Here is a 19,907-nt window from a genome sequence, read left to right as displayed (position 1 = left end):
AGCGGGCCGTTATTCGGAAGCCGGTCTTTTACCGAGCCTGAGCCCGGATGGAAAGCCCTTTTCCCATAAAAAAGCGGCGGGCCTCACATAAGGCCCGCCGCTCCTCAAATATGAGGTTCGTTCAAGACTTAGAAGGTCTTGCGCGCACCCACATACCAGCGACGACCAATGGCGTCGTAGATGGCGCCGTCGGTGCCAGTGCCGGTGGAGTCAAAGCCTTGACCGTACTTGATGAACTCGTCGGTCAGGTTGTCCACACCGAAGACCAGCTCGAGCTGGTTCTCGAACGCCCATCGCACTTGCACGTCCTGGAAGGTTGCAGACGGAACCATGGCTTCAGCCAGGTCGCCGGTGGCTTCCAGACGGGTTTCCGGCATCCAGTTCATGTCATAGGCGACGGTCAGCGGACCGTTGCGGTAGACGGTGGAGAACAGGACTTCGTGCTCGAACAGGCCGGCGGTGTCGGCGTAGTCGATCACGTCCGCGCCCGGGAACGATTCCTGCTCCCACTTCTCCAGGTAACCGTAGGTCAGGGTGAAGTTCAGGTCACCCAGAGCCCAGCTGGAGTTGGTGAACACATCGTTCAGGCCCAGGAAGTAGCTGGCCTGGACGTCGATGCCGGCGGTTTCGATGGTCGCCAGGTTCTGCTGCAGGGCGTTCAGCTCCTTGATGGCGCCGACAGACGGGCCGGAAGCGTAACGCACGATGTTGGAGCAGAAGACCGAGCTGGCGTTGTAGACGCCAGAACCATTGTCATAGCACTGGTTCACAGACGTCTGACGGCCGATGCCGGAGATGGCGTCTTCGATCTCGATGTTGAAGTAGTCAACAGACAGAGCGAAGTTGTCGATCCACTGGTTGCCGAATTCCGGAGAGAACACAGCGCCCAGCGTGATGGAGGTTGCGCTTTCTTCGGACAGGTTCGGGTTGCCGCCGTTGAAGCCGGCGATGCCCTGAATCTCACCCTGGGTCGGGATGTAGAAACCGTCACGGCTCACACGCGCCGCCACGGACGGGTCCGCGAAGCAAGCTTGAGCGATCGCAGAGTTGACCGTGGAGGAATCGATGCCCGAGGTGGAGTCATCAGAAGCGTTGAAGAAGGCCGGGTCGGAACCGGACAGGGTCAGGCCTGCGCAGACGTCATCAGCGCCTTCAAAGGTTTCAGCCGGCGGCTGGAACAGTTCGCCAATGTTCGGCGCACGCACGGATTCAGAGTACTGGGCGCGGAAGCGGAGCATGTCCACCGGGGTGTACTGCAGGTTTGCAGCCCAGGCGAAGGTCTGGCCCACGGTGGTGTAGTCAGACGCACGCGCAGACAGGTTCAGACGCAGGTCTTCGACATACTGACGGCCTTGCACCAGCGGCAGTTCCGCTTCGGCGAAGATCTCTGCCACCTGGAAGTCACCACGCACGACCGGAGAGACGTTGCCGCCGTTCAGGCCGGACTGGCTCAGTGCATCCGGAACGCTCTCGGATTCCTCAGAGCGGTATTCCGCACCGAAGACAACCTGGACATTCTCTTCCGCGAACGGAGAGGCGAAGCCCAGATCGCCAGACAGGAAGCCCTGATAGACTTGCTGGGTGATTTCAGCCTGACGCGAAGACGGAGCGTTGATGTACGCAGCCGCTTCCGGAGAGATCGAACCCATGCCGAACACGTTGACCGGGACACAGCCCTGAGCGCGGGCAATTTCGTCTGCGCAGACGATTTCGCCGTTGATCGTGGTCGCGTTGAGCGCCTGGCGCAGGTTCAGAACGTTGACCTGACCGGTGGAGCGTTGCGACTGGGTGGTGCGGCCCAGGTTGGCGCTGACCTCATAGGACCAGTTTTCCGTCAGCTCACCGTCCACACCGAACACGATGCGTGCGGTCTGACGGGTGTTGTCAGAGGAACGCTGACCGACTTCTGTCATACGACGCACAAAGCCGACCACCAGATCTTCGTCAGCAATGTCCTGGATGCCGTCACCGTCGAAGTCTGCAGCTTCACGGGCGGCTTCACGCATGGCCAGCGGCACATACGGGTTCAGGATGGAAATGCCGTTGGTGGAACGGTCATAGACGCCGTCGCCGTCAACATCGACGAACTGGGCTGCGTTGTCGCCGAACACATCGTCAGACGCCAGAGCGAACGGCTCGAGCGAAGACGAGGTCTCGGTGGACGCATAGGTGCCTTCGAAGAAGAAGTTCATCTTCTCGTTCACTTCGTAGTTCACGAGCGAGGAGAAGGTGAAACGTTCGGTCGGCACCGCGATGGCGCGGTATGCCTGACGGTTGAAGCCGTCCAGCGGAGAACCGTCAGCGTTCGCAGAGGTGAACGGACGCACCTGGCCGGTGGTCTCATCATAAACCAGGCTTGCAGCGTTGGTCGGGGCGCCGGCAGCGGTCAGACCCGGGATCAGGATGCGGCCACGCTCGGAGTAGGAAGAGTAATACGGGATCACGTCTTCCTGCCAGTTTTCGACGGTCGGGTCGAAATAGGCGCGGGACAGGCCGTCGAACGCCAGACCGTCACGGTCACGGGCGTACACGCCGTTTTCACGCGACCAGGTGGAGGAGATGACGGCGGAGCCGCGGCCCTGGTCAAAGAGCGAGCCCATGGTCACGGACGCGCGGTAGGTTTCGTCATCGCCTTCGTCGGAGATGCCGGCCTGGGTAGAGGCCACGACGCCTTCGAAGTCGTCTTTCAGGATCACGTTCACAACGCCAGCCAGGGCGTCAGAACCGTAAACCGCAGACGCGCCGCCGGTCACCACGTCAACGCGGTCGATCAGCTCGGTCGGGATGGAGTTGAAGTCCACATTGTTGGTGCCCGGCAGGCCCGCCACGAAGCGGCGGCCGTTCATCAGGACCAGGGTGCGGTCTTCGGTCAGGTTGCGCAGCTCGATGGTGTTCACACCCGAGGACGCAACGGTGAAGTTGGAGTTGGTGGAGGTCAGCGAGGACACGCCAACGGCCGGCAGGGTGCGCAGCAGTTCGGCGGTGTTCACGGCGCCGGACAGCTCGAACTGTTCGGAGTTGAAGGTGTTGACCGGGGTCGCCTCGGTCATGTTGCCGCGCTGGATGCGCGTGCCGGTCACCTGGATGATGTCTTGCTGGGCGTTATCGCCCTCTTCCTGGGCCAGAGCCGGAGCACTGACAGCGCCGAGGCCGGCGAGCAGGCTTGAGGCCAGCGCCCAAGTCTTGAGATTCTTATAGGACATTCACGTCTCCCCGAAGTCTGAGGCAAGGCCCGCCAAACGGGCCGTGAAAACAGGTCGCACTCATGGCTGAGTGGATGGCGCACGTTAGGCGCCGCCTGTTTCTCCTTAAAAGTGAACTTTTCAGAGTGACGTGTAGGCGCAATACCAGTGTTGCAAATTTGCCGTTTATGTCATCTTGGATTGATACAAATACGCCATTTATCGTGTTTTATGACCAAAATAGACAGATTTTGTCCAGATTGTGGCAATGTTGCTAAATGGTAACTATTACGGCGGCGTAATGAATTTCAACCTCTGGAACGCTACTACTGGTAGAATACACCGTTAGAGTGAAGGAGCGCGTCCTGACTTTGAGCATGATCCGGCGTTCCGCCTCAGGGGGACGAGTCACCCCCCCTTCCCCCGCTCCCCTATGGCGCAGCAAGCGCCTCAGCCCTACTCAGCTCATATGTGGCGACACATGGCGACACCCCTCGAAACGCGCCTGAGAGCTCCTGAGAGGGCAAAACAAAAGGGGCGGCCCAATGGGCCGCCCCTCTCATCAGATCACTCCGGGAGGATCTAGAAGTTCGCCTTCACACCAATGGTGTAGGTGCGGCCCAGAATGTCATACATGCTGGGGAAGGTGTTGCCGCTGTTGAACGAGGTGGTGCCGGTGTCAGAGCCGACGATCGGCGGCTGCTCGTCCAGCAGGTTGTCCACGCCAAACGACAGGTTGACGTTCTCGGTCATGTACCAACGCGCGGTGAGATCGAAGTAATCCACAGCGTCGATGGAGCGGAAGGCTTCAAACAGTGCAGCCGATTGGCCCGGCTCGACATCCATCGAACCGATGTGACGCCACAGCAGGCTCACGTCATAGCTGCCAGCAGACCAGGTCGTACGCTGCGTGAAGCGCAGTTCCGGCACCGGGTCACAGGTCTTGCCGTAGTAGCCGTTACAATCGGTCACCGGGCTGGTCTCTGCAGAGAGACGCTCGTTGGCCAGATAATAGTTGGCGTTCAGGCCGACATTCAGGCTGCCGAAGCCTTCCGGCAGGTCGATGTCGGTAGAGGCGGACAGCTCGAGGCCTTCCGCTTTGCGCCATTCGAGGTTGGTGATGAAGGCTTCAACACCGGAACCTGCAGTGCTCAGACCGCCATTGATACGGTTCACGCCAGCGCAAGCCGCGTCATTGCCGACCACGTAGCAGGCATCCAGAGCTTCCTGACCAGAAAGCGTGCCGATGTAGTCCTCGATCTCGATGTCATAGTAATCGAGCGAGATAGAGGTGTTGGAGAACACACCGCCCAGCTCCGGTTGCCACACGGCGCCCAGGGTGAAGGAGGTGGAGGTTTCCGGGCTCGGCAGCGCGGTCGGATTGGTGCCCGAGAACACGTTGATCTGACCCGACACGATGTCGTTCACATTGCCGACCTGGCTGTCACGCATGCCGGTGGCGATACAACGGGCGCGCAGTTCGGCGTCGATGTTGCCGGCATTGGTGGACGAGCACGGATCAGACAGAGCGTTGTCCAGGCCCGTGGTGACCGGCGACGCCAGTTCGCCCACGTTCGGTGCGCGAACAGCTTGCTGTTGCATGACGCGGAAGCGCAGCTGATCGTTCACAGCCCAGCTCAGGCCCGCTTTCCAGGTTTCGTTGCCCTCACCCGGGTCATACTCGGAGTAACGGAAGCCCAGTTCAGCCTGCAGGCTGTCCATGAACTGACGGCCTTCGACCAGCGGGATGATGGCTTCGCCGAAGCCTTCATAGACGCTGAAACCGCCAGCGATCGGAAGCTGGTTGCCGCCTGCGCCGCCTTGGCAGCTGACCGGCGGAAGCTTCAGGCATTCATCGGGAATGAATGCGCCGTTTTCTTCACGGTACTCGGCGCCGAACGCCAGCAGCACAGAGTTTTCAGCGAACGGGCTGGTGAGCGGGATCGAGCCGGAGATGCTCGCGGATGCAACCGTCTGATCATACAGCTGCTGTTGCAGAGCCGTTGCACTGCCGTAAGCCGCAGCTTCCGGAGTGATCGAGCCGAACGGGCCGAAGATGTTCATCGGCACGCAGCCGTCAGTCACCGAGCCGTCCGGGGTTTCGCACTGGGTATCGGAGATCGTGTTCAGAGCGGTCGCGATGTTGGCCACGTTGGTGTAGCCGCCGCGAACGGTCGTACGGTCAGATTCCGCGTACTGGAACGAGGTGTCATAGGTCCAGTCGCCGAAGAACAGGTCGCCGCGCATGCCGAGCACGATCTGGAAGATGTTCGAATCGAAATCTTCAGAGCGGGTGCCCAGTTCCAGCGTACGACGGCGGACCGCCACTTCGAGGGAGTCGCCCAGGTCGAGCAGACCATCGCTGTTGCGGTCGATGACGCCCGCTTCAGCCAGGCTCAGGGTCGGGTCAGCAGCCAGCTCGCCATTGATGTTGGCGATGATGCTCTGACGCGCAGAATCCGTCAGGAACGGGTTCATCAGCGGGATTTCGAACACGTTGCCGAAGACGCCCGACGGAGCGACCTGCTGGCGGACGTTCGTCGCAGAGAAGGTCGCGCGGGTGTAGAAATCAAAGTGGTTGTTGATTTCATAGTTGCCGACCGTCGTGAACGAGTAGCGTTCCTGCGGGGTCTGGTAATAGTTGTACGGGTTGAAGTTGAAGCGCGTGCAGCGATCGCCGAGCGAGCCGTCCGCACGGAACTGCAGGGAGCCGCCAACCAGGTCCAGCACCGCCGGCATGGAGGTGGTGGAACCCGAACCGCTGACGCCGACGACGTTCGGGCTGGCGCATTCCGCCGGAGCCGGAACGACCGAGCCGTCAAGGCCGGAACCGTTGGTGGAGCTGACGCCCACGATGCCGAAGTCACGATCGCCCAGCAGCACGCCCTCACGACGCGTGTAGTTCGCGCCGAGCATGACATGGCCAGCGCCGTTGTCGAACTGGGTGCCGATCAGGGAGTCGAGCGAATAGACTTCGCCATCAGCATCTTCGGTGATCGAGGTGGTGCCGGACACTTCCAGGCCTTCAAAATCATCACGCAGGATGAAGTTGATGGCGCCTGCCATAGCGTCAGAACCGTACACGGCGGACGCGCCGCCGGTCACGATATCAATGCGCTCGACCATGGAAGCCGGGAGCGTCTGGATATCGACAAGGCCGTTATAGTTGTACGGAACCATACGCTTGCCGTCGATCAGGATCAGCGAGCGGCCAGAACCCAGGCCACGCAGGTTGACCGTGGCGGCGCCGGCGGTGCCGTTGTTCACGTTCGCGCCGTCGCCCGGAATGGTGACAGGAAGATCACGGAACACCCGCTCCAGTTCAGGAGTCATCTGGAAATCCAGCTCTTCCTGACCAATGGAGTTCACCGGGCTGGTTGCGACGACGTTCGGCGCCTGGATACGCGTACCGGTGACCGTAATGGTCTCGGTCGCGGCGCTTTCCTCGTCTTCCTGCGCGAATGCTGCAGGCGCTGCAACGACCATGCTGGACAGCATGGTGGCGCAGAGCAGCTTACGAGCCAGTGCTTTGCTTTGAAGCATAAAAATCTCCCCGCTTCATATGAAAACAGAGCCGCCGCACCTCCCCTTTTTAAGGTGCGAACGACCGACACTTGTGCGTGCCCGCACTCATTTATACGGGCATAACAAAAGCTTACGGCGCACCAAAAAGCAGGGTCAACACAGCGTTACCTCACGACACACGTTCTGATTAATAACGTGACAGAAACATCACATTTGTAGGTCCTGATTGCGTGATTTTCGCCGATATCAGCCAAGAAGCGGGCTTTGTCCGAACCAGCGAAAGCTCAAAGGGGGATTTTCAGGCAACTTTACCGCCAAAGCGATTCGGGGGCGCAATCAGTGCAAACAGACCGGTCCAGCCGTATTCCGGAGCCTCCGACTTGTGTCGCACAGCCCCGCCCTGCCCCTCCAGCCCCGGATTATCGCCATAAAAAAACGCCCCGGAGCCGAGCTCCGGGGCGTTCTTGCAGCTTGCGCTGGCGAGTGAAGCGTAGAGCTTACTCGGTGATCTTGGACACAACGCCCGCGCCGACGGTCCGGCCGCCTTCACGGATGGCGAAGCGCAGCTTCTCTTCCATCGCGATCGGCTGGATCAGCTCGACAGACACTTCCACATTGTCTCCCGGCATGACCATCTCGGTGCCCTCTTTCAGGGTCACAACACCGGTCACGTCCGTCGTACGGAAGTAGAACTGCGGACGATAGTTGGAGAAGAACGGGGTGTGACGACCGCCCTCTTCCTTCGTCAGGATGTAGGCTTCAGCCTCGAACTTGGAGTGCGGGGTGATCGAACCCGGCTTGGCCAGAACCTGACCACGCTCAACGCCTTCACGGTCGATGCCGCGCAGCAGCAAGCCGACATTGTCGCCAGCTTCGCCCTGGTCGAGCAGCTTGCGGAACATCTCAACGCCCGTGCAGGTCGTTTTCTGGGTGTCGCGGATGCCCACGATCTCGATCTCGTCGCCAACGTGGATGATGCCACGCTCGATACGACCGGTCACCACGGTGCCGCGGCCAGAGATCGAGAACACGTCTTCGATCGGCATCAGGAAGTCCTGATCCTTCGGACGTTCCGGGGTCGGGATGTACTCATCCACAGCCGCCATCAGTTCGCGGATCTTGTTCTCGCCGATTTCCGGATCACGCCCTTCCATCGCCGCAAGCGCAGAGCCCGCGATGATCGGAATGTCGTCGCCCGGGAAGTCGTAAGAGGACAGAAGTTCGCGAACTTCCATCTCCACGAGCTCCAGCAGCTCTTCGTCGTCAACCTGGTCGACCTTGTTCAGGAACACCACCAGAGCCGGCACGCCGACCTGACGGGCCAGAAGGATGTGCTCGCGCGTCTGCGGCATCGGGCCGTCAGCGGCGTTCACAACCAGGATGCCGCCGTCCATCTGCGCAGCGCCGGTGATCATGTTCTTCACGTAGTCGGCGTGGCCCGGGCAATCGACGTGCGCATAGTGACGCGCATCCGTCTCGTATTCCACGTGCGCGGTCGAGATCGTGATGCCACGTGCTTTCTCTTCCGGTGCGCCGTCAATCTGGTCATACGCGCGGAAGTCACCGAAGTACTTCGTGATCGCGGCGGTCAGCGTCGTCTTGCCGTGGTCAACGTGACCAATCGTGCCAATATTGGCATGCGGTTTCGTACGCTCAAACTTTTCCTTGGCCATTGTCGTGGACCCTCAAGCTGGAACATGGATTTACGGCGCTTTGCATCAGCCGACGGTCCGACTGCTGAACGATGCGCCAGGGCGATTGCGCGGGGCATAGCGCCCGTTCTCGCCCAAGGCAAGGGAGAAAGCGCCAAGAGCGCAGGCTTCTGCAGATGACAGGGTGTTTTCACAGGCCGCCCGGCGGCGCCGCCGCATGCGGACCGGAACGAATGCCCGCCCTCCTCGTTCACTATCAAGGCTCGGGATTCGCCCGGTGCTGAGCAAGAACAAGGAGAACACCATGCGTATTCTCATCGCTGGCGCGACCGGCCTCACCGGCCGCACCCTCACCCTCAAGATCCAGCAATCGGGGCGCACCCCTGTTGCGCTCGTGCGCGAGAGTTCAGACCTCAGCGTGTTGCCCAAGGGCGTCGAAACCCGCACCGCCGATCTCGCCGATCTGCCCGATGATGTCGCCGAAGGCATGGACGCCGTCATCTTCGCGGCGGGCTCGGGCGGCGACACGCCCGCCGCGCTCACCGACACGATCGACCGGGACGGCGCGATCTCCCTGATCGAGAAGGCCAAGCGCGCCGGCGTGCGCCGCTTTGTGATGCTCAGCTCGGTGGGAACCGATAACCCCGAGAACGGCCCTGAAGGTCTGCGCCATTATCTGAAAGCCAAGAAGGCCGCTGACGCGCACCTTCAGACCGCCGGCATCGACTACGCCATTGTCCGCCCGGTCTCGCTGACCAATAAGCCCGGAACCGGGTGCGTGGAGGTCTCGCCCGACCATGTCAGCGGCTCTGAGGTCTCGCGCGAGGATGTGGCCGAGGTGCTGGAGCGCTGCGTCAGCGTGCCCGAAGCGTCCGGCGCAGTCTTCGAGCTTTCAAGCGGCGCCCAATCAATCAGTGACGCCATGGCCCATGTGAAAGCGGCCTAGTCCGGTGTTTTCGGGTCGGAGCGCGCCTGGTCGCGCTCCACCCGCACATCCTTGGGCGTGGGGGGCGACCAGCGCCGGTCATTCATGGCGCCAAGAACGCGCCCGCCCCCGCTCAGCTCGTCACGCTGACGGGCCAGCACCTCCCGCGCCCGGGTCACAAAGGCCGGGTTCTTGTGATTGGGCACTTCAGGGTCATAGACCTCGGCCATCTCGCGCAGGTTCAGGCGGTCCTGCTGTACATAGGCCCGGCACATCTGCTCGGCGTCAAACGGGTGCGCGCCCAGCGCCTCAAACGCGCTGCGCCCGATGCGGACGCTGGAATCAAACGTCTCCCGGATCATGTCCCGGCATCCCACGGCATAAAGATCGTAGACATGCTCGCGTGAGGTCGCCCGCGCGATCACATGCACATGAGGGTGATGCTTGCGCACATAGCGCACCAGCTCGGTGATCTGGTCGCGATTGTCTATGGCGACGATCAGCAGCTTCGCCCGATCGATCCCGGCGGCGTGCAACAGGTCCGGCCGCGTGGCGTCCCCGAAGAAGACCTTGAAGCCGAACGCCCTGAGCGCCTCGAGCTGGCTGGAGGAATAGTCCAGAACCGTCGTCTCGTGGCCATAGGCGCGCAGCATGCGGTTGACGATGCCGCCCACCCGGCCGTGACCGGCGATGATGATCTCGGCGTGGGAATCAATCTCGTCCGCCGGCGCGCTTTCCCGCGCCTTGGCCATCAGGCTGCAGATGCGGCCGTAGAGTACGAACAGGCCCGGCGTGAGCAGCATGGACAGCGCCACCACCAGCAGGAGCTGGCTCGACACCGCTTGGGGCAGGATGCTTTCCGACACCGTCAGCGTCAGCAGCACGAATCCGAACTCGCCCGCTTGTGCGAGGCCCAGCGTGAACAGCCAGCGATCCGAGCCGCCAATGCGGAATACAAGGCTCAACCCGAACAGGATCAGCGCCTTGAGCACGATCAGCCCGAGCGTCAGCCCCAGCGTCGTCCACAGCTGATCGGCCAGCAGCTGGAAGTCCACCGCCGCGCCTACCGTGATGAAGAACAGCCCCAGCAACAGGCCCCGGAACGGGTCGATATGGCTTTCGAGCTCATGGCGGTATTCGGAATTCGCCAGTACGACGCCCGCCAGAAACGCCCCCAACGCCGGGGACAGGCCCGCCAGCGTCATCAACAGGGCGATCCCCACCACCAGCATCAGGGCGGCGGCGGTGAAAAGCTCGCGCAGGCGCGCCATGGCGATGAAGTGAAAGAGCGGCCGGGTCAGATAGCTGCCGATCCCCACCACAAGCGCGATGGCGCCCAGGCTGACCAGCCCCTTGCCCCAACCGGGCAGGTGCGCAAACGGCGCCAGGTCGCCCCCTGCTCCGCCATGTCCGCCCGCCTCAGCGGCATGGGCGCCGACGCTCGCAACCAGATCCGGCGCCGACAGAAGCGGGAAAAGCGCCAGCATGAAGATGACGGCGATGTCCTGAAACAACAGCACCGAGAAGCTGCTGCGCCCGCCATCCGAGCTCATCAGGCCGCGCTCGGTCAGGGTCTGCAGCACGATGGCGGTGGAGGACAGGGCGAGGATGAAGCCGATCGCCACGCCCTGCCGCCAGGGCAGATCCAGCGCCGTGCAGACGCCAAAGACGGCAAGCGCGGTCAGGAGCACCTGCAAACCGCCCAGCCCCAGCAAGCGCCCGCGCATCTCCCACAGGCGCTTGGGCTCAAGCTCCAGCCCGACGATGAACAGCATCATCACCACGCCGAACTCGGCGAAGTGCTGGATGGCGATCACGTCCACATGCAGGAGGCCCAGGACCGGGCTCAGCACGATCCCCGCCAGAAGATAGCCCAGCACCGAGCCCAGCCCCAGACGGGCGGCCAGCGGCACCGCGATCACCCCGGCGCCCAGAAACAGTGTCGTCAGAAGCAGGAAATCGCCCATTACGCCCGCGCCTCATCCTTGAGAACCGCATCCAGACCGTCCGCCTGCAAAAGGTCGAATGTCCGCGCCGCCTCATAATCAAACTGGCCCTCGCGCAGACCGATCAGCAGGCGTTTATAGCCGCGCGTATGCGCGATCAGACGCTCATCCTCGGACGCCTTCAGCGATTCATAGAGCACATAGGGCGGCAGGAAGCTCATCTGGCACAAGCGCGCCGTCTGCTCGAGCGGGGTCAGGAAGGTGCGCAAGGGATAGTGCTGGAACCCATCAGGCGAATACGCCTCTTCCGCGGAGGAGGCCGTAATCGCGCACAACAGCGCCTTGTTCTTCAGATGCTCGCCGCCCTCGCCATAGGCGAAGCCATGCTCCAGCACCAGATCGATCCAGTCCTTCAGCAAGGAGGGCGTGGAATACCAGAACAGCGGAAACTGGAAGACGATGACGTCATGATCGGCAAGCCGGGCCTGCTCGGTCTCGATGTCGATATCGTGGCGCGGGTATTCTTCATAAAGGTCGACAAAGCTGATCCCGGCTAGATGGTCCACCGCCTCGGCCATGGTCAGATTGGCGCGCGAATAGCGTCGTCCGGGATGTGCGAAATAGACCAGTACCCGTGACATGCTTCGCCCTTCCCGACCCGGCTGACCCGTTCCGGATCAACATGCCGCGCTTCGGGCGATAAGCGCAATCGGGCGGGGCTGGAAGCGATGCTTCTTACTCCACCCCCTCCACGCTGATCCGGGCTTGGGCGCGATCAAGCACGCCCCGGGACAATCCGGCCCAGAGCGGGCCTTCGAGGCGGGTCTCGATGATTTCGTCCATGGTCGCCCCCGTAGGTTCAAGGTCCTCGATATAGATGATCATCAGCTCTTCGCGCGGATCCTCGGGATCCAGAATGTGCTTCATGGTCGCGTTGATGGTCTCGGCGGGCAAGGCATAACCGGCGTCCGCCAGCACGGCGCGCATCATGGCGTTGTCAGAGCCGGGCTCGGGCACATCCCCCTCGCCGACGCCAAAGCGCGCCCGCACGAAGAATTCGGCGTCGCCCAGCGCGCGCCGCTCCAAATCAGAGCGGTGAAAGTCATACGCCGCATCAGGCAGGCTCGGTAGATAGGCCTCGAACTGGATCCAGTAGAGCCGATCCACAATCCGGTCTTCGCCCGCTTCGACGAACAGATGCATCTCCGCATCCACAGCATCATAGAGCGCCCAGCGCTTTGCCCCGATATAGACCGCCGCGTCCGGCACACTGATACGCGCCTCTGGCAAGACGGGGGAAACAAGACTCGCGCCCTCAACACTTCGTATGGGCGCTGGCCAGGTCTGCGCCTCCAGACACTCCGCTCCGGAGCAAGCGTTGAAGGCAAGAGTCAGGGCGAGCGAGCTGAGGGTCAAAGGCATGTGCGGCGATCTCCATCTGTCTGGCGCGAAACCAGCAGAGCCGAGACCGACGACAAACCCTAGTGAAGCATCGGTAATATGGGCAAGACTCGCGTAAGCTTGCTACGCGCCATAGAGCACTTCATTCGCCGAGAAAGACGGCCGCCAGACCAGATCCTCGCCGCTGAGCGTGCTTGTAAGGCTTTCACTGAGGATCTGACCCACGCCGTTCGACGTGAAGTCATAAGCCACCTCCGCCCCCGCGCCATTGCACGCCGAGGCCGCAGCGCCGCTCAGGTTGATGTCATGGCAGCGGATATACCCGCGCGCGGAATAGCCAAAGAGCGCGGTCGCGCCATTGGCGTAGCTGATGCTCTGCCGGCGCGACTGGGCGTCATAGGCGATGCTGGCGAGGCGCCGCCCCGCCGATGCGCAGGGATCATTAAAGTTCGCCGCGCCCTCTTCCGCACAGATCACCCGACCCAAAGCGTCATAGCCATAAGCGACCCGGCTGGCGTCAGGATAGGTGAGCTCCACAAGATTGTTCGCCACGTCATAGGCATAAGACACCGCAAGCCCGTTCTGATGGGTTTGCGCGATGATGCGCCCGAACGTGTCGTACTGATAGCCCAGCGTCAGCCCGTCATGCACCGCAGAAGTCCGCAAGCCCATGGGGTGAGCATAGGCATAGGAATGGGTGACGGTTCGGCCGTGGGCGGCATGGGTCGGCGCGCCGGTACTTCTCTTTAAGGGGCTGGCTTCCTTATTACGTTTGCGCATGTGAAACCCGGCAAGCGCGGAGCATCTAGAACAGCGCCTCATCAAAGCACCGCACTAATAGGTCAGACACAAAATCACATTCAAACGATAAGATCACGTTCAGCTTTTTTGTATGTCCCAAGAGAGCCTCAAACACACATGACGATTTCTACATTCATGTGCATCACCCACATTTTGATTATAGACACCATAAGGCGCACTTGAGAGACCAATTGGCTCAATCAGCCTCACGTGCGCCAGAAGCCAATAATTTCATCAATGGAATAAATGGCAGTTAGAGCAAGTACCAAGCCGACCAGAACTATCATAGACTTTTCATAACTTGCAAACACAACAAATATTGTTGAAATAGTAGACAATATCAAAAAAATTAAACTCGATAGTTTCCTTTCTTTTTCGCGCGCACCCCAAAGAGAAAAAGCCGAACCTAGCACCAAAAAGAATAGCCCCATATAGATGTAGATATCTAGATCAATTGAAAATCGACCATTGAATAGAAAAACAAACCAAGTCGCCCCAATCGCATTTGCGATAACAGGGATAAACTTAAGGCATAAAGCCCCATAATTAGATGATGTTATCATTTACGATTCTTCCAGATCAATCGTATGCGTCACACTAGCTTGAATTCTCGAACCCGGTCTATTCCAAGTGCCGCTCACAACAATCTGGTTCGCTTCACTATCGTACTCAACGCCCAGACCGGCTGCAGCGGCAGCCGCAATAGAACCAAGCTGTTCGTTCGAAAGAATATCTGGCGATACGCCTGCTGCTTCCATTTGGTTGAAAACATTGTTCATACCGTTCACGGCAAGCCCGTACGCTGCTCGAGCGCCAGCAAAGCCAAGCTTTCCAACTTGAATACCGCGGGGGAGCCTGCGATTAGCTCGAGTATAACGTACCTCTACATAGAAGCGGGCACTAGCCCCGGCAGCATAATCGCGGAACTGCTCATCGCCCAAGGACTCGCCAAGTGCGGCTGCACCATCCATTACCACATCAACCAGAAGATTAGGGTTTTCTACAACGACCATACCGTTCCGTAATGCTAGTCCAACAGCGGCGCCAATCGCCCTATTAACGTTTCGGGCACGCCCTTGAGCTTGAGCGCCCAGCTCTCCACGAAGCGCCTTTCGATGCGCTAAAATCGCTTCGTTTGCAGCAGTGGCGGCCATAAAGCCATCTCGGAAATCCCAAATCGATTCCCCCGTCGGATCGGTCGCATTGATCGGATCATTGCCCACATAGGCGTAGAGATTCATCTGATCCGCGTATCCGATGGGATCGGTCTGGAGGAACCTTCCGAGCTCCGGATCGTAATAGCGCGCCTTGTAGTAATAGAGCCCGGTTTCGGGATCGAGCTTTTGCCCCGTGAACCGGAAGGGGAAGCCGCCATCGCCCTCGCCCGCCTGGCCGAAGGGGGAATAGGTGTGGGCATCCACCACCGCGCCCGTGCTGTCGCTGATGACAATCGTGGAGCCCAGACGGTTGGGATGCGCCCAGCGTTCGCGGTCGCCCGCGGGCAGGAATTCTGCCTTTGAGTAGAGATGTGAGTAGAACCGCGGCCCGGATCAGGGAAAGCGTTTACAAACCAAGGCTTTTCGGAGGGGTGCTGGAGCGGGTGATGGGAATCGAACCCACGTATGCAGCTTGGAAGGCTGCCGTTCTACCATTGAACTACACCCGCGCCGGGACAGCGTTGATAGCGTGTCCCGCCTGCCCTTGTCGAGACGGCACGGACGGTGAGATTGCAGCTCCCGCGCGGTTCAGGGTTTGCGCTCGGCGATTTCCCGGAGCTGGCGCCAGACCTCATCCAGAAGCGGCGACCGGTTCGAGGTGGCGCCAATCGCCATCACCGACAGGCGCGCCCGCCAGGGCCCCGGAACAGCGGCCAGCTGACCGCTGTTGACCAGCGGCTGGGCGATGCTGCCCGGCAGCCAGGCCACCCCCATCCCGCGCGAGGCGGCGCTCGCCAGGCTTTCCGCCAGCGTCGCCCGATACACCGGCTGCAGGCGCGCCTCAAAGGGGGCGCCCGAGGTCATCCGCTCGGCGATCCGGGACAAAAAGGCCGTCGCGCCATATTGCAGATAGGGAATGGCCGGGCCATTGGCGTCTCCCAGATCCAGCGGCGGCGCATCCACGGCCTGATAGGGCGCGAAGCTTTCATCGCCCAGATTGAGCTGGGGCACGCCATCCAGCGTGATGCCCAACGGCACTTGCGGATAGGTGAAACACAAGAACAGGTCGGTCTGCCGATTGCTCAGCGCTTCCAGATACTGGTTGATCGTGCGGGTCTCGGCCACGATCGTCGCCTGAAACGGCCCGATGCTCCTCTGCAGATCCGCCACCAGCTCGGGCACATAGTGCAGCGCCAGCGTATGCAGACAGGCGATGGTGATGCTGTCGCGATGGGTGCGCGCCTGCTCACGCAGCTCGGCTCGCGCGGTCGCCGCCCGCCCCACAATATCGCGCGCCCGGGCGCTGAAGACCTTGCCCGCCGGTGTCAGGGAGATGGGATGGGTGCTGCGATCCAGAAGCGGCCCGCCCGCCCAGCGCTCCAGCGCCTGGATGCGGCGGGTCAAAGCCGACTGCGAGACGTTCCGCGCCTCTGCTGCGCGTGCGAAGTGTCCCTTCTCCGCAACACTCAACAGGTCCTCAAGCCAGACAAGGTCCATCAAACACAAGCCTTTTCAACGCATTGCAGTTATCGCAACACATTATGAGGGATACGCATTTGATGTCGAACCCTTATTTCACAGAGCTTACACATTCGAATCCTTGCTGCTGACGGGGTCTTTCAGGAGCTGGCGAGCAAGGCAACGGCATCAAACAAAGCCTCCACGGGGATATAATGCGTATTAAATCACAATTACTTAGCGCAAGCTGCCTGATCGCTCTGTACGCGCTTACAGCACCAGTCGCCAATGCACAAAACGCATCAGAGGCGAGTGAAGCCGCCGCAGCACCCGCTGAGGATGTAATTACGGTAACCGGTTCGCGCATCCAACGCGCCAGTAACGCGGAATCCGCTGTGCCGCTTCAGATCCTGAGCGCGGACGACCTGCAGGAAACCGGCACCACCGACCTCGCCGAAGCGCTGATCGAGCTGCCGGGCGTGTCCGCCTCCGTGTCGCCGAAGAACTCCAACAACCTGATCCAGACGAGCGGCCTGTCCACCATCAGCCTGCGCCGTCTGGGCGATGACCGGACCCTGGTCCTGATCAACGGCATGCGCGCCGTATCCAACTCGGGTAACTCCGACCGCGTCAGCCTGGGCACCATCCCGCTCGGCTTTGTGGAACGCACCGAAGTCACCACCGGCGGCGCCTCGGCCATCTACGGATCGGACGCCATCGCCGGCGTCGCCAACTTCAAGCTCGAAGATGATTTCGAGGGCGTGGAAGTGGATCTGCGCTACACCACCCCCGAAGCCAGCGGCGGCGACGAGTATCGCGCCAACGCACTGTGGGGCACGCGTTTTGACAATGATCGCGGCTATGCGCTGTTCGGCGTGGAATACCGTGACCTCGCCATGATCCGCGCCGATGACACGCGTCCGGAATCGATCGCGGCCATCAGCTTTGATGATCCTTCCACCTCGTCCAACGACGCCTTTGCCGACCAGCTCAACGCACCGGGCTGCACCCCCGACTTCCCCGAGCGCCACTGCTTCCTGGGCAGCCGGTCCAGCTACACCCCGGGCGGCGTGTTTGAAAGCGGCGACGCCTGGTTCGTCGACGGCCAATGGTTCAACGACAAGTCCCTGCAGCCCAGCGACCGTTCGGGCTCTTCTGACTTCTTCTCTGATGTGGACGGCTATAACTACCGTCCGGGCCGCACCCTGCTCTCTTCCCGTGAGCTTCTGAACATTGGCCTGACCACGTCCTACGAGTTCACCCCGAGCATCGAGGGCTCGTTCACCGCGCTCTATTCCGACATCGAATCCGTCACGGCTGGCGGCTATCAGACGCTGGGGTCATCGAACACCTTCGGCGTGCTTGACGCCTTCACCGTCGGCGACATGGCCTCCAACCACCCCTTCATCCCCGATGCGGTCCAGGAAACCCGGTCAGGGTCTGTTTCCTTTACCCGTCGCCTTGTGGAGCTGGGTGAGCAGGCGCGGATCAACGAACGCACCACGCTGCGCCTGATGGCGAACCTGAACGGCGAACTGAACGACCGCTTCGACTGGACGGCTTTCGCGACCTATGGCCACTTCACCCAGGATCAGGAAAACCCGAACGAGGTGAACTTCTACAACGCCCAGCGCGCCCTCGACATCGAGAGCGACGGCAATGGCGGCTATCAGTGCGTTGACGCCGCTGCTCGTGCGGATGGCTGCGTGCCGCTGAACCTGTTTGGCGAAGGCTCGATCTCCGAAGCGGCTGCGAACTACATCCGCTATGACGGCTTTGCGACCCAGTCGCGCACCCAGTACACCGCCGGCGGCTACATCACCGGCGAGCTGTTCGACATCTGGGCCGGCCCGGTGAAAACCGCTGCGGGCGTCGAATACCGTCGTGAAGAACAGGACGTTACGGGTGACCCCGATGGCGATGTTGTGGGCGGCCTTGATGGCGATCCCACGACCGAGGACCGGTATCGCACCTCGCTGTCCACCTTCCCGACAATGAGCGCCAGCTATGAAGTGATCGAAGGCTATGCCGAGATCGACGTGCCGCTCATCGCCGATCAGCTGAACTTCCAGGCCGCGGCCCGGGTTGCAGACTATGATACGGTCGGCGCCATTTTCAGCTACAACGCCGGCATGGTCTGGCGCCCGATCGACGATTTCGGTCTGCGCGCCCAGTACTCGCGTTCCCAGCGTGCGCCGAACATCACCGAGCTGTTCTCCCCGCCGCGTCCGGACTCCGATGACCTGATCGATCCGTGCGAAGGCCTGATGGCGGACGGCACCGGCCTGTCGCAACCGTCCGGTTCGGGCGGCGCCAACGCCGATCTCGACATCGTGCGCGCCAACTGCCTGGCCTCTCCGGGCATCCAGGCCTATTTCGCCAACCCCGAGAACATCGACCCGTCCACGAACGCGCCTTATGAGTTCGATCCGGGCAGCTCGGTCTACGGGCCGAATGCGGGCAATCCGAACGTTCAGGAAGAAACCGCCGACACCTTCACCATCGGCGCCATCTTCCAGCCGCGTTGGGTGGACAACCTCACCCTGATCGTCGACTATTATTCGATCCAGATCGAGGACGCGATCACCTCGATTGAATCCCAGGACGTCGTGGACCTGTGCTATTCGTCCGCGGACTTCCCCAACAACAAATTCTGTGACGTGATCACCCGCAACCCCAATACCGGGGAAGTGGTCGAAGTGATCAACTATCAGGAAAACCTTGATCGTGAGACGGTCGAGGGGATCGACATGTCCCTCGATTACCGCTTCGAGCTGCCCCAGATTCCCGGCCGGTTCGACATCGACTTCCGCTACAGCCACTACATCACCCAGGAAGTCGAATTCGAAGGCATTGGCGGCACGGTGCTGACCTCCACCTCTCTGGGCGAGATCAACACGCCGGAGAACGAGGCGCGTCTGCGTCTGGGCTATCGCGAAGGTCCGTTCCGCATGAGCTATACGGTCACCTATGCGGAAGGCGGGATCGACGATCTGCTCAACAACGCCAATCCGGGCGATGACCGGTACTTCAAGGCGGATGACGAGTACTTCCACCGCATCTACGCCAGCTACACCTTTGGTGAAGACGACCAGTACCGAGTGTATGGCGGCGTGAACAACCTGTTCGACAATCTGGGCCCGCTTCTGCCCACCGGTCTGGACAATGGTAGTGACCGCAACATCTCCGAGTCGCTCAACGACCCGACCGGTCGCGAGTTCTATCTCGGCGTCACGGCCCAGTTCTAGGACGTGATCAAAGCCTGATACTGTGAGGGGGCGCGCCATCTGGTGCGCCCCTTCTTGTTTGTGACTTCACCTGGAAGAGACCCGAGACCTATGCCTGCCTGCCGCTTTGACCTGTCGCGTATCCTGATCCCTTTGGGGCTGTCGGCCCTGGGCCTGAACCTGCCCGCCCTCGCCCAGACCGAGCCGCCCGCGATGAACGCGGTCGACTTTCTGAGCCTTCAGCGCGTGGGCGCGCCTCAGGCCGCGCCCGGCGGGCGGTATTACAGCTTTACCGTCAGCTTTGTGGAATGGGACAGGAACCGGCGCGACACCGCGCTGCACATCCGTCGCCTGACCGACAACTCCGAGATTCCGGTCACCCTGCCCGAAGGCGAGGATGCGCTGATCGACAATGCGGTCTGGTCGCCCCGCGGCGACGCCTTCGTCACCGTCATGGAGTTCGAGGACGATGATGACGACCAGCTCTATCTCTACACGGTGGAGACCGGAGACATGCGTCGCCTGACCCAACACGGCAGCCCGGTCTCCTCCCCCGTCTGGGCGCCGGACGGACAGACGATCTATTTCCGCGCCGAAGAGCCCCTTTCCGAACTTGCGGACTGGCAACGGCGC

The 19,907-nt window shown here is 61.2% G+C and carries 12 protein-coding genes and 1 tRNA gene; 2 read left to right on the top strand and 11 right to left on the bottom strand.

What is annotated here, in order from left to right:
• Window positions 1–128 precede the first annotated feature (128 nt).
• The 3 genes from ACFELO_RS05545 to tuf form a co-directional block, all read right to left on the bottom strand.
• Window positions 129–3,203, bottom strand: a complete 3,075-nt coding sequence (locus tag ACFELO_RS05545) for a TonB-dependent receptor domain-containing protein (RefSeq protein ID WP_440959569.1) — start codon at window positions 3,201–3,203, stop codon at window positions 129–131.
• A 561-nt stretch (window positions 3,204–3,764) separates the two neighbouring features.
• On the bottom strand, window positions 3,765–6,725 hold the full coding sequence (locus ACFELO_RS05540) for a TonB-dependent receptor domain-containing protein (RefSeq protein ID WP_440959568.1): 2,961 nt from the start codon (window positions 6,723–6,725) through the stop codon (window positions 3,765–3,767).
• A 479-nt stretch (window positions 6,726–7,204) separates the two neighbouring features.
• The gene (tuf, locus tag ACFELO_RS05535) at window positions 7,205–8,380 is read right to left on the bottom strand and encodes an elongation factor Tu (protein ID WP_440959567.1); all 1,176 of its coding nucleotides are present in this window, start codon (window positions 8,378–8,380) and stop codon (window positions 7,205–7,207) included.
• A gap of 283 nt (window positions 8,381–8,663) precedes the next feature.
• Here tuf and ACFELO_RS05530 point away from each other — a divergent pair, with 283 nt between their 5' ends.
• Window positions 8,664–9,305: an SDR family oxidoreductase gene (locus ACFELO_RS05530; protein ID WP_440959897.1), complete on the top strand. Its 642-nt coding sequence runs from the start codon at window positions 8,664–8,666 to the stop codon at window positions 9,303–9,305.
• Here ACFELO_RS05530 and ACFELO_RS05525 read toward each other — a convergent pair.
• The 8 genes from ACFELO_RS05525 to ACFELO_RS05490 all read right to left on the bottom strand — a co-directional run bounded on the left by ACFELO_RS05525 (window position 9,302) and on the right by ACFELO_RS05490 (window position 16,086).
• On the bottom strand, window positions 9,302–11,251 hold the full coding sequence (locus ACFELO_RS05525; RefSeq protein ID WP_440959566.1) for a cation:proton antiporter domain-containing protein: 1,950 nt from the start codon (window positions 11,249–11,251) through the stop codon (window positions 9,302–9,304). The genes ACFELO_RS05530 and ACFELO_RS05525 overlap by 4 nt on opposite strands.
• Window positions 11,251–11,871 (bottom strand): NAD(P)H-dependent oxidoreductase, encoded by a 621-nt coding sequence (locus ACFELO_RS05520; protein WP_440959565.1) that lies wholly within the window; start codon window positions 11,869–11,871, stop codon window positions 11,251–11,253. The genes ACFELO_RS05525 and ACFELO_RS05520 overlap by 1 nt, the downstream gene beginning before the upstream one ends.
• 94 nt (window positions 11,872–11,965) lie before the next feature.
• The gene (locus ACFELO_RS05515) at window positions 11,966–12,499 is read right to left on the bottom strand and encodes a hypothetical protein (protein ID WP_440959564.1); all 534 of its coding nucleotides are present in this window, start codon (window positions 12,497–12,499) and stop codon (window positions 11,966–11,968) included.
• A gap of 255 nt (window positions 12,500–12,754) precedes the next feature.
• Entirely contained in the window at window positions 12,755–13,411 is a 657-nt protein-coding gene (locus ACFELO_RS05510; RefSeq protein WP_440959563.1) for a hypothetical protein, read from the bottom strand.
• Window positions 13,412–13,638: 227 nt separating this feature from the next.
• Entirely contained in the window at window positions 13,639–13,995 is a 357-nt protein-coding gene (locus ACFELO_RS05505; RefSeq protein WP_440959562.1) for a hypothetical protein, read from the bottom strand.
• On the bottom strand, window positions 13,996–14,853 hold the full coding sequence (locus ACFELO_RS05500; RefSeq protein WP_440959561.1) for an RHS repeat-associated core domain-containing protein: 858 nt from the start codon (window positions 14,851–14,853) through the stop codon (window positions 13,996–13,998).
• Window positions 14,854–15,024: 171 nt separating this feature from the next.
• Window positions 15,025–15,098, bottom strand: a tRNA-Gly gene (locus tag ACFELO_RS05495).
• Between the two features lie 79 nt (window positions 15,099–15,177).
• Window positions 15,178–16,086 (bottom strand): LysR family transcriptional regulator, encoded by a 909-nt coding sequence (locus ACFELO_RS05490; protein WP_440959560.1) that lies wholly within the window; start codon window positions 16,084–16,086, stop codon window positions 15,178–15,180.
• A gap of 176 nt (window positions 16,087–16,262) precedes the next feature.
• Here ACFELO_RS05490 and ACFELO_RS05485 point away from each other — a divergent pair, with 176 nt between their 5' ends.
• Entirely contained in the window at window positions 16,263–19,295 is a 3,033-nt protein-coding gene (locus ACFELO_RS05485; RefSeq protein WP_440959559.1) for a TonB-dependent receptor plug domain-containing protein, read from the top strand.
• Window positions 19,296–19,907: the final 612 nt, after the last annotated feature.

Source organism: Oceanicaulis sp. LC35 (assembly GCF_052055585.1).
In the GTDB taxonomy this organism is placed as follows: Bacteria; Pseudomonadota; Alphaproteobacteria; order Caulobacterales; family Maricaulaceae; genus Oceanicaulis.
This window is presented reverse-complemented; position numbering and strand designations above follow the sequence as displayed.